General features: G+C 42.4%; 11 protein-coding genes. 6 read left to right on the forward strand and 5 right to left on the reverse strand.

Annotation, left to right across the window (positions count from 1 at the left end):
* Positions 1-29: 29 nt before the first annotated feature.
* The 3 genes from sixA to FTU00_RS13090 form a co-directional block, all read right to left on the reverse strand.
* Positions 30-485, reverse strand: a complete 456-nt coding sequence (gene sixA / locus FTU00_RS13080; protein ID WP_180179866.1) for a phosphohistidine phosphatase SixA — start codon at positions 483-485, stop codon at positions 30-32.
* A 72-nt stretch (positions 486-557) separates the two neighbouring features.
* Positions 558-1,631 carry an NAD(P)H-dependent glycerol-3-phosphate dehydrogenase gene (locus tag FTU00_RS13085; RefSeq protein WP_034704062.1) on the reverse strand — a complete coding sequence of 358 codons (1,074 nt, stop codon included), beginning with the start codon at positions 1,629-1,631 and terminating at the stop codon, positions 558-560.
* A 33-nt stretch (positions 1,632-1,664) separates the two neighbouring features.
* The gene (locus FTU00_RS13090; RefSeq protein ID WP_034169994.1) at positions 1,665-2,243 is read right to left on the reverse strand and encodes a nitroreductase family protein; all 579 of its coding nucleotides are present in this window, start codon (positions 2,241-2,243) and stop codon (positions 1,665-1,667) included.
* A 265-nt stretch (positions 2,244-2,508) separates the two neighbouring features.
* Here FTU00_RS13090 and FTU00_RS13095 point away from each other — a divergent pair, with 265 nt between their 5' ends.
* A complete protein-coding gene (locus FTU00_RS13095; protein WP_171505595.1) occupies positions 2,509-2,886 on the forward strand; it encodes a hypothetical protein in 378 nt (125 codons plus the stop codon).
* Positions 2,887-2,946: 60 nt separating this feature from the next.
* Here the strand turns inward: FTU00_RS13095 and rhlB are convergent, their stop codons facing one another.
* Complete coding sequence (rhlB, locus tag FTU00_RS13100) at positions 2,947-4,098, reverse strand: ATP-dependent RNA helicase RhlB (RefSeq protein ID WP_004782458.1); 1,152 nt, start codon at positions 4,096-4,098, stop codon at positions 2,947-2,949.
* A gap of 96 nt (positions 4,099-4,194) precedes the next feature.
* Complete coding sequence (locus FTU00_RS13105; protein WP_004782461.1) at positions 4,195-4,410, reverse strand: cold-shock protein; 216 nt, start codon at positions 4,408-4,410, stop codon at positions 4,195-4,197.
* Positions 4,411-4,791: 381 nt separating this feature from the next.
* Between FTU00_RS13105 and FTU00_RS13110 the strand changes: the two genes are divergently transcribed.
* The 5 genes from FTU00_RS13110 to FTU00_RS13130 all read left to right on the forward strand — a co-directional run bounded on the left by FTU00_RS13110 (position 4,792) and on the right by FTU00_RS13130 (position 7,576).
* Positions 4,792-5,025: a sulfurtransferase TusA family protein gene (locus tag FTU00_RS13110; protein WP_180012087.1), complete on the forward strand. Its 234-nt coding sequence runs from the start codon at positions 4,792-4,794 to the stop codon at positions 5,023-5,025.
* Positions 5,026-5,166: 141 nt separating this feature from the next.
* Positions 5,167-6,036: an RNA polymerase sigma factor RpoH gene (rpoH, locus tag FTU00_RS13115; RefSeq protein WP_180179867.1), complete on the forward strand. Its 870-nt coding sequence runs from the start codon at positions 5,167-5,169 to the stop codon at positions 6,034-6,036.
* Positions 6,037-6,173: 137 nt separating this feature from the next.
* Positions 6,174-6,539, forward strand: coding sequence for a DUF423 domain-containing protein (locus tag FTU00_RS13120; RefSeq protein ID WP_004782466.1), 366 nt, complete (start codon positions 6,174-6,176; stop codon positions 6,537-6,539).
* Between the two features lie 39 nt (positions 6,540-6,578).
* Entirely contained in the window at positions 6,579-6,776 is a 198-nt protein-coding gene (gene thiS, locus FTU00_RS13125; protein WP_180179868.1) for a sulfur carrier protein ThiS, read from the forward strand.
* Between the two features lie 17 nt (positions 6,777-6,793).
* Complete coding sequence (locus FTU00_RS13130) at positions 6,794-7,576, forward strand: thiazole synthase (RefSeq protein ID WP_180003681.1); 783 nt, start codon at positions 6,794-6,796, stop codon at positions 7,574-7,576.
* Positions 7,577-8,114: the final 538 nt, after the last annotated feature.

The following is an 8,114-nucleotide window of genomic DNA, read 5'->3' on the forward strand; positions in this document are numbered from 1 at the left end:
CGATTGTGTTCTACCGTTTTAATTGGTTTTTATACTGTTGGAATAAAGCTTTTAACTTGTGTTGATAGACCTGGTGCAATTACGGCCTGATCATAAATACGTGCTTCTGATAAATGAAATGGATGAAAAGACTCAGTCAGCAGAATAGAGGCAATATGCGCCACAACATTCATATGACAAACCACCGCAATGGACTCATACGGCAGTTGTGACAACCATTCAACTGCAACTTTGGCATCATCATCAGGCTTGATGGTATTACAGATCACCACGGGCACATCTTTAAAATAGTGCTGTAAATGCGCCAGAGTTTCTTGCGCACGCAATAAAGGACTGACCACAAATACTTCCGGTTCGATGATGTCCTTTAAATACTGCGCTGTCTGTTCCGCCTGTTGATGCCCGCGTTCCGTTAGGGGACGTTTGCTATCATTCCCACTCACTGGTGGCGCGGCTTCGCCATGTCGCACTAAAGTCAGTTGCATCTTATTCCCTATTTATTTTGTCGCTACGGTCATCAGTCAGCATTATAATCATCGCTCTTCCTGTGTTATAGATCAGACTTGATGATGTGGCAAGACAAATTCCACATCACTGCGATGACCATTTTTCATCAAAGATAAAGCGATCGTCAGCGGCGGCGCTCCTTCAAAGATCACTTCATACAAGGCAGTTGTAATCGGCATATAAACATCCAGCTCTTCTGAACGCGCTTTTACCTGCACAATCGTGTTAATCCCTTCTGCCGTCTGCCCCAGTTCAGTCGTCGCCTGCTCTAAGGTTTTACCCTTACCTAATGCATAACCAACCTGATAGTTACGACTCAGCGGACTGTTACAAGTGGCAAATAGATCACCTACACCAGAAAGCCCCAAGAAAGTTAGCGGATTTGCACCCAGCTTGACTGCAAACCGACTCATTTCCGCTAGAGCACGGGTCAGAATCATACTCTTGGTATTCTCACCAACATTATAGGCAGCCGCCATCCCCATCGCGACCGCATAAATATTTTTCAATGCGCCACCCAGTTCTACGCCATGCACATCATCACTGGCAAAGACACGGAATAATGCACTATGGAGTGCCTGTTGCACTGCATAACGTACCAGTTCAGATTCACTGGCAATCACCGTACCTGCCGGCTGACCTGCGACAATTTCTTTGGCCAGGTTTGGACCAGACAGCACACCATAAGGCACTTCCGGTAGTTCTTCACGAATGATGTCACTCATAAAGCTGAAGGTATTGGCCTCAATCCCTTTTGTCAGGGAAATCACGGCTTGAGATGTGATAAAAGGCTTGATCTGCTGCAACACATCACGGAAAGAATGGCTTGGAATTGCGACTAGAATAATATCGCGATCACGAACAGCCTTCTCCAGATCGGACACAGCAAGCAGATTTTCTTCCAGCTTAAAATCCGGTAGATAGCGTTTATTGATATGTGTTGCATTAATATCTTCAGCTACTTCCGGATCACGAATCCAGATCATGGTATCGCAGCCATTTCGAACCGCGGTATTGGCCATTGCAGTACCAAAACTACCACCGCCTAAAACTGTAATTCTTAAAGCCGTATTCTGGTTGACCACTACCGGTTCAATCAAATCGGTAAAATTTAATTCTGACATCTTGTTTTCTAATATCCTGTGTCTTGAAATGCCTTAGTTTTGATTCCAATAACTTACATAATTCTGGGTCTGGATTTCAGCACGTGGTGCAATCGCTTTTGCCGCCGTACCGATATAGATAATGCCAGAAACCAGATCATCCTTACCAATGCCGAGCGACTGCTTGAAAAATTTTGATTCTACTACTGCGCCACTACGCCACATAGTTGAAAAACCTTGAGCCTGCAAAGACAGCAAGAAGTTTTGAATAGCGGCACCTGAACTCAAAATCTGCTCAAAATGTGGCACTTTCGGATGATCCTGCAAACGGGTTAATGCCAGTACCAGCAAAGGTGCACGAAAAGGATGATTCTTGACCCGTTCAATCTGAGCTGATTCAGTTTGACCCAGATCTATCAGTGCTTGCGATAACAGTTCACCAAATGCTTCACGTTGCGCATCCGGGATGATCACAAAAGTGGTAGGTTTTAACCGGTGATGATCCGGTGCTGTCAAAGCAGCTTTAAATGCCATTTCTAACTGTTCTGCATTCGGCGCAGGTGCCAGCAAATGTCCTATTGATTGACGTTGGTGAATATTTTGATGAACGATGTCGACCACAGATTCCGTCATTGCTTTATAGATCTATAACTTAAAAACTACGGTCAAGATTAGCATATTCCACTAGTAATACTCTAGAAACTTGCAAATACCTCTACCTTGAAAATATTTAAGGAAGATTACAATATTTTCTATGGAATCAATAAAAGGTCTCTTTCATTCACTTTTCTCTCATAGAGCAACATCAAAAATTGCCAAACTTATACAACAGCTCCTAATTCTGTGCTTTTTACTGTGTTTCAATATTCCCAGTTCTGTTTTCAAGCGAGATTTTATGATGAAAAAAACAATTGCGATCAGCGGATTAGCAGCTTCAGCTCTACTTTTAACTGCCTGTGCATCTAACCCGACTTCAGTGGCGGTTCAAAAGGAAAATAATCAGTTTGAAGTAACAGGATTAGGTAAAAACCAGTTAACCTCTAAAAATAATGCAGTGAATGCCGCCAGCAAAACCTGTGGCTCCAAAGCAACTGCGATTATTCTGGATGAAAAAACTTCTTATAATGGTGCACTAAAAGGTGTAGTCGATGAACAGACCGGACAAATGATTCAGGCTGCTGCGACTGTATTAGGCAATATTGCCGGCACCAACACCGGATTGAACCAGAATGATGATTATCAGACTGTTTTAACGTTCCGCTGTGAAGCAAAATAAGCTTCAACATGTGCAGTAATAAAAAACCGCTCTTTAAGAGCGGTTTTTTTGCAGTTTAGATTAGCAATAGCCTTCCAAACGGGTCAGCGGTAATTTTTGTCCAATCGCTTTTTCAATCTCTGGCAAATAGAACGCATCATCTTCCGCCAGGAAACTGATACTTACACCACGCGTTCCCGCACGACCAGTACGACCAATACGGTGTACGTAATCATCGGACTGTTCAGGTAAAGTGAAGTTAATCACATGAGATACGCCATCCACATGAATACCACGACCGGCAACGTCTGTCGCAATCATGATGTTATGTTTACCATTTTTGAACTGGTCTAACATTTTTAAGCGTTTGTCTTGGGCAATTTCACCTGACAGCATTACCACCTTATAACCATCACGTTTTAAATGATCATATAGCTTACGTACCTGATCACGACGGTTAGCGAAAATCATGACCTTTTCAATCGGCTCATCACGCAGAATGTCTTGCAGCAACTTATATTTGTCTGCTTTCGCCACCATATACACACGCTGTTCTACGTCGGCATTGGTTTTTTTCTCTGGCTCAATTTCGACAGTGACCGGTTCAAATAACCATTGCTGTGCCAGATTCAAGACATCATAGCTAAAAGTTGCAGAGAACATCAGCGTCTGACGCTGCTCTTTGCGTGGCGAGAAACGCACAATACGTTTTACTGATGGAATAAAACCCATATCCAGTAGACGGTCAGCTTCATCAATCACCAGGAATTCAATCTGGTCTAGCCAGACTTCTTTTTGCTCGACAAAATCAATCAGACGCCCTGGAGTAGCAACCATGATATCCACTGGCGCTTTATCCAATTGAGCTTTCTGCTTGTCAAAATCTACACCACCTAGAAGTGTTACGACACTCAGGTCAGTAAACTTGGTCAGCTCATGTGCATCGCTTTCAATCTGTAATGCCAGCTCACGAGTCGGTGCCAAAATCAGAGCACGCGGTTCACCACGATAACGCTGTTCTTTTACCGGATTATTCAGCAAGTCATTAATCACGCTAATCAGGAATGCGGCTGTTTTACCCGTACCCGTTTGTGCACGACCAATAGCATCATGTCCTGCCAAGGTGAATTTTAAAACCTTCTGCTGAATCGGCGTCATGGAAGTAAAGCCTAAAGCATCAATTGCCTTTTTCAGTTGGGGATGTAAATTTAAGGTTTCAAAACCAGATGACATAAAGCGCTGCTCTAATTTGATAATCACTAAGATGGAATAGTATAAACAAAAAACGCCCCAATTTATATTGGGGCGTTTATTAGCTTAATCCGAAGATTAGTCTAATGGTTGAACTTCTTCAGCTTGGAAGCCTTTTTGGCCTTTAACTACACTGAATTCAACACGTTGGCCGTCACGAAGTGAACGGTGGCCTTCACCTTGGATTGCACGGAAATGAACGAATACGTCATCACCGCCGTTGCGTTGAATAAAGCCGAAGCCTTTAGTGTCGTTGAACCATTTAACTACGCCTTGTTCACGAGCAGCTGTCATAAGTTAATCCTCATTGATACTAAAAAAAGGACCACCCGGTGTTGCAAACAGCAGAGCAAACAAGTTTGAAAATATTATTTTTAAGCTTGTAATCATTCTGTAAAACTATTAACAAAATCCCGGTTACATCCATTGTGTATAGGGCGAAAAACAATCAATTTGTTTATCTGAAATCCTAAATACGCAACGAGCTTAACATGGGTTTATGACAATTAATAGATATTTTTTAGCTTTGTTCCTTTTGATTTAGTTATTTTTTTCACAATATATATCAGAAAAATTATATATATTATTTCATGTAACTTTTTAGCTAAATAGTTGGGTTTTGGCATCCTATTTGCTAATATTTATAGCCTTTTTTGCGATATGAATAAAACGGAAATGAGTGATAACCACGGTCAAGCGCATATTATTGATGCCATGGGTAAACCCTGTCCGATGCCGCTCCTGATGTTAAAGCGTGCATTAAAAGCAGATCAGGGCAAAACATTCTTGTTAAAGTCATCAGATCCATATAGTCAAACTGATGTTACACGGTATTGCCAAATGCATCAGTTAAAATGCGAATCTCAACAGATTTCTGCAACCGAGTATCACTACCTGATTGAATCTTAAAAATTTTCAATTAAACTGGATGCTCTCCATACTCGTATAAAAGTTTACATTTCTCTACCCAAATATCCATTATTTGAGGAGAGTTTGGATTAAGATAGAACCTAGTTAAGGGTTAAATCCCCCGCACTTCAAGGAGAACACATGAGTGACAGCCGCAATCAATTGATGCCCCTGTCATTATCGGCGCCAGGTGTCAATCTTGGTGCTTATATTAGCACTGTCAATCAAATTCCTATTTTGACGGCCGAACAAGAAAAAGAGTTGGCCGAACGCTATTACTACGACCAGGACCTGGACGCAGCAAAAATGCTGGTCATGTCTCATTTGCGTTTCGTGGTACATATTGCACGTAGTTATGCAGGTTATGGCCTGCCTCAAGGTGACCTGATCCAGGAAGGCAACCTTGGCCTGATGAAAGCTGTTAAACGTTTTGACCCGAGTATGGGCGTACGTCTGGTGTCATTTGCGGTGCACTGGATCAAAGCTGAAATTCATGAATATGTAATTCGTAACTGGCGTATTGTGAAAATTGCGACCACTAAAGCGCAACGTAAATTGTTCTTCAATTTACGTAGTCTGAAAAAGTCTTCTAAAAAGTTAACGCTTGAAGAAGCTCAGTCGATTGCCAATGACCTGAATGTAACACCAGAACAGGTACTGGAAATGGAAGGCCGATTGACGGCTTATGATGCAGCATTTGAAGCATCAGGTGACGATGATGACGAAAATTCAACTCACGTTGCTCCAGCACTATATCTGGAAGACAACCGTTATGACCCGGCACGTCTGATTGAAAATGAAGACTATGAGGAACAAAGCACCTCTGCCCTGCATGAAGCGTTGGAACAGTTAGATGACCGTTCCCGTAATATCTTGCAGCGTCGCTGGCTAGATGATGAAAAATCAACCTTGCATGAACTGGCAGCTGAATATAATGTTTCCGCCGAACGTATCCGTCAGCTTGAAAAGAATGCAATGGAAAAGATTAAAGTAGCAATGTCTTCAAACTGATGTATTGAATTAATAAACTACTAATCTTAAGAAAAAGCCTTCATATATGAAGGCTTTTTTTGTCTTTTAATGCCGTGTTTCAGCCTTAGCTTTTATGCTAAGGTTAAGCGCAAACTTTATTGGGAAGGTCAATTCAAATGTGGATTGCGATTTCAGCACTGAATCTTGCGCTTGCAGTCATGCTCGGCGCATTTGGTGCCCATGGTTTAAAGACTCGAGCGACTGAAGCACAGTTGACCTGGTGGCAAACGGCCACAGATTATTTCTTCTACCATGCTCTTGGCTTACTTATTCTAGCAGTGATCAGCCGAGTAATTCCTGAATTGCCAATCAAATGGAGTTTTCTCCTGATCCAGGCGGGGATTTTCCTGTTCTGTGGCTCACTCTATGTCATGGCACTGGGTCTGCCGCGCGGTTTAGGTGCAATTACGCCAATTGGTGGTGCCTTAATGATTGCTGGCTGGTTAATTCTGGCCTGGAATGCCGTAAAATACCTCAAATAGGTCTGATGCTTTAATCAATAATCATGGAGGGTTGCCAAGATGCTGGTGTATATCAATGGCAAACAACAAGAAACTCAATGCAAGAACCTGCTGGAACTGGTTCAAAGTCTGGCGCTTGAGGGTAAACGCTTTGCAGTTGAGGTCAATGAAATGATTATTTCTAAAAGCAGATTGGGTGAAACGCCCATTTGCGAAGCGGACAAAATAGAAATTATTCACGCAGTCGGTGGCGGCTAATAACACTTGGAACAATTATGCAAGATTTATTACAGATCGGTTCACGCCAATTCCAGTCTCGTCTTTTAGTAGGCACAGGCAAATATAAAGATTTAAATGAAACAGATCAGGCCATTCAGGCCAGTGGTGCAGAAATTGTAACGGTTGCTATTCGCCGGGTGAATATTGGTCAGCATCCAGACCAACCGAACCTGCTTTCAGTGGTTCCACCAGAAAAATACACCATTTTACCAAATACTGCGGGCTGTTTTGATGCCAATAGCGCAATACGCACCTGTATGCTGGCACGTGAACTGCTGGATGGTCATAACCTGGTAAAACTGGAAGTACTGGGCGATGAAAAGACTCTTTATCCAAATATTACCGAAACTTTGAAAGCAGCGCGTACCCTGATTGATGACGGTTTTGAAATCATGGTCTATACCTCAGATGATCCGATCGTGGCACAAGAACTTGAAAGTATGGGCTGCGTAGCAATCATGCCTTTGGGTAGCCTGATCGGTTCTGGTCTGGGGATTCTGAATCCACACACGATTTCGATTATTAAAGAAAATGCCAAAGTGCCTGTGCTGGTTGATGCGGGTGTCGGTACTGCCAGTGATGCAGCGATTGCCATGGAACTCGGCTGTGACGGCGTACTGATGAATACTGCGATTGCTGCTGCACAAAATCCGGTCTTGATGGCCTCTGCGATGCGTAAGGCGGTTGAAGCGGGTCGTGAAGCATTCCTGGCCGGTCGTATGCCACGCAAACGCATGGCCAATGCCAGCTCACCTGAAACCGGTTATTTCTTTAAATAATAATCGAGGCTAGAGGCCCAAAAAATTATTTAAATCATGTCGATCTGTTCAGGAGTTTCCAGCAAACTCCTGGACTTTTAAATCTTTATGACTCTGATTACATTTTAAGATTAAGATGAGATCCCTTTCATAAATCAGACAATGGTCGTTCATTAGTATTAAAGTTCCTTCCTTCTCTCTTCAGGATGGGGAGCATGCTCCACGAGAGGATGAGGGGATTTCTTAAAAACCTCTCCCTAGCCCTCTCCTATAAGGAGAGGGAGTTTCCTTGATCATTTTCTAGTAACTTAGATTCTCAAATGAAGAACTCAAAATATTTTTAATTGATGAGAAAGACACATTGCAGCTCATCACAAACCCGTCTCATATGATTTTTAAAAGAGTCCTCTCACCTTCTTTTGATAAACTAACTTATTAGATCTCTTTCATAAATCAAAAAACGATCTTCTTTTTGGTTAATATTTGCACTCCGGATTTCTTAGCATTCGTGCATAATCTGCGGATGAAATACATCGATTCAAACAAGCTTTCTGATCCT

Source organism: Acinetobacter sp. YH12041 (genome assembly GCF_013419975.1).
Lineage (GTDB): Bacteria > Pseudomonadota > Gammaproteobacteria > Pseudomonadales > Moraxellaceae > Acinetobacter.

Excerpts from the sequence above, each read along its gene's own strand:
- thiS (WP_180179868.1), top strand. The coding sequence starts at position 6,579 with ATGCTGGTGTATATCAATGGCAAACAACAAGAAACTCAATGCAAGAAC.
- FTU00_RS13105 (WP_004782461.1), bottom strand. The coding sequence starts at position 4,410 with ATGACAGCTGCTCGTGAACAAGGCGTAGTTAAATGGTTCAACGACACT.
- FTU00_RS13090 (WP_034169994.1), bottom strand. The coding sequence starts at position 2,243 with ATGACGGAATCTGTGGTCGACATCGTTCATCAAAATATTCACCAACGT.
- rpoH (WP_180179867.1), top strand. The coding sequence starts at position 5,167 with ATGAGTGACAGCCGCAATCAATTGATGCCCCTGTCATTATCGGCGCCA.
- rhlB (WP_004782458.1), bottom strand. The coding sequence starts at position 4,098 with ATGTCATCTGGTTTTGAAACCTTAAATTTACATCCCCAACTGAAAAAG.
- sixA (WP_180179866.1), bottom strand. The coding sequence starts at position 485 with ATGCAACTGACTTTAGTGCGACATGGCGAAGCCGCGCCACCAGTGAGT.
- FTU00_RS13085 (WP_034704062.1), bottom strand. The coding sequence starts at position 1,631 with ATGTCAGAATTAAATTTTACCGATTTGATTGAACCGGTAGTGGTCAAC.
- FTU00_RS13120 (WP_004782466.1), top strand. The coding sequence starts at position 6,174 with ATGTGGATTGCGATTTCAGCACTGAATCTTGCGCTTGCAGTCATGCTC.
- FTU00_RS13130 (WP_180003681.1), top strand. The coding sequence starts at position 6,794 with ATGCAAGATTTATTACAGATCGGTTCACGCCAATTCCAGTCTCGTCTT.
- FTU00_RS13110 (WP_180012087.1), top strand. The coding sequence starts at position 4,792 with ATGAGTGATAACCACGGTCAAGCGCATATTATTGATGCCATGGGTAAA.
- FTU00_RS13095 (WP_171505595.1), top strand. The coding sequence starts at position 2,509 with ATGAAAAAAACAATTGCGATCAGCGGATTAGCAGCTTCAGCTCTACTT.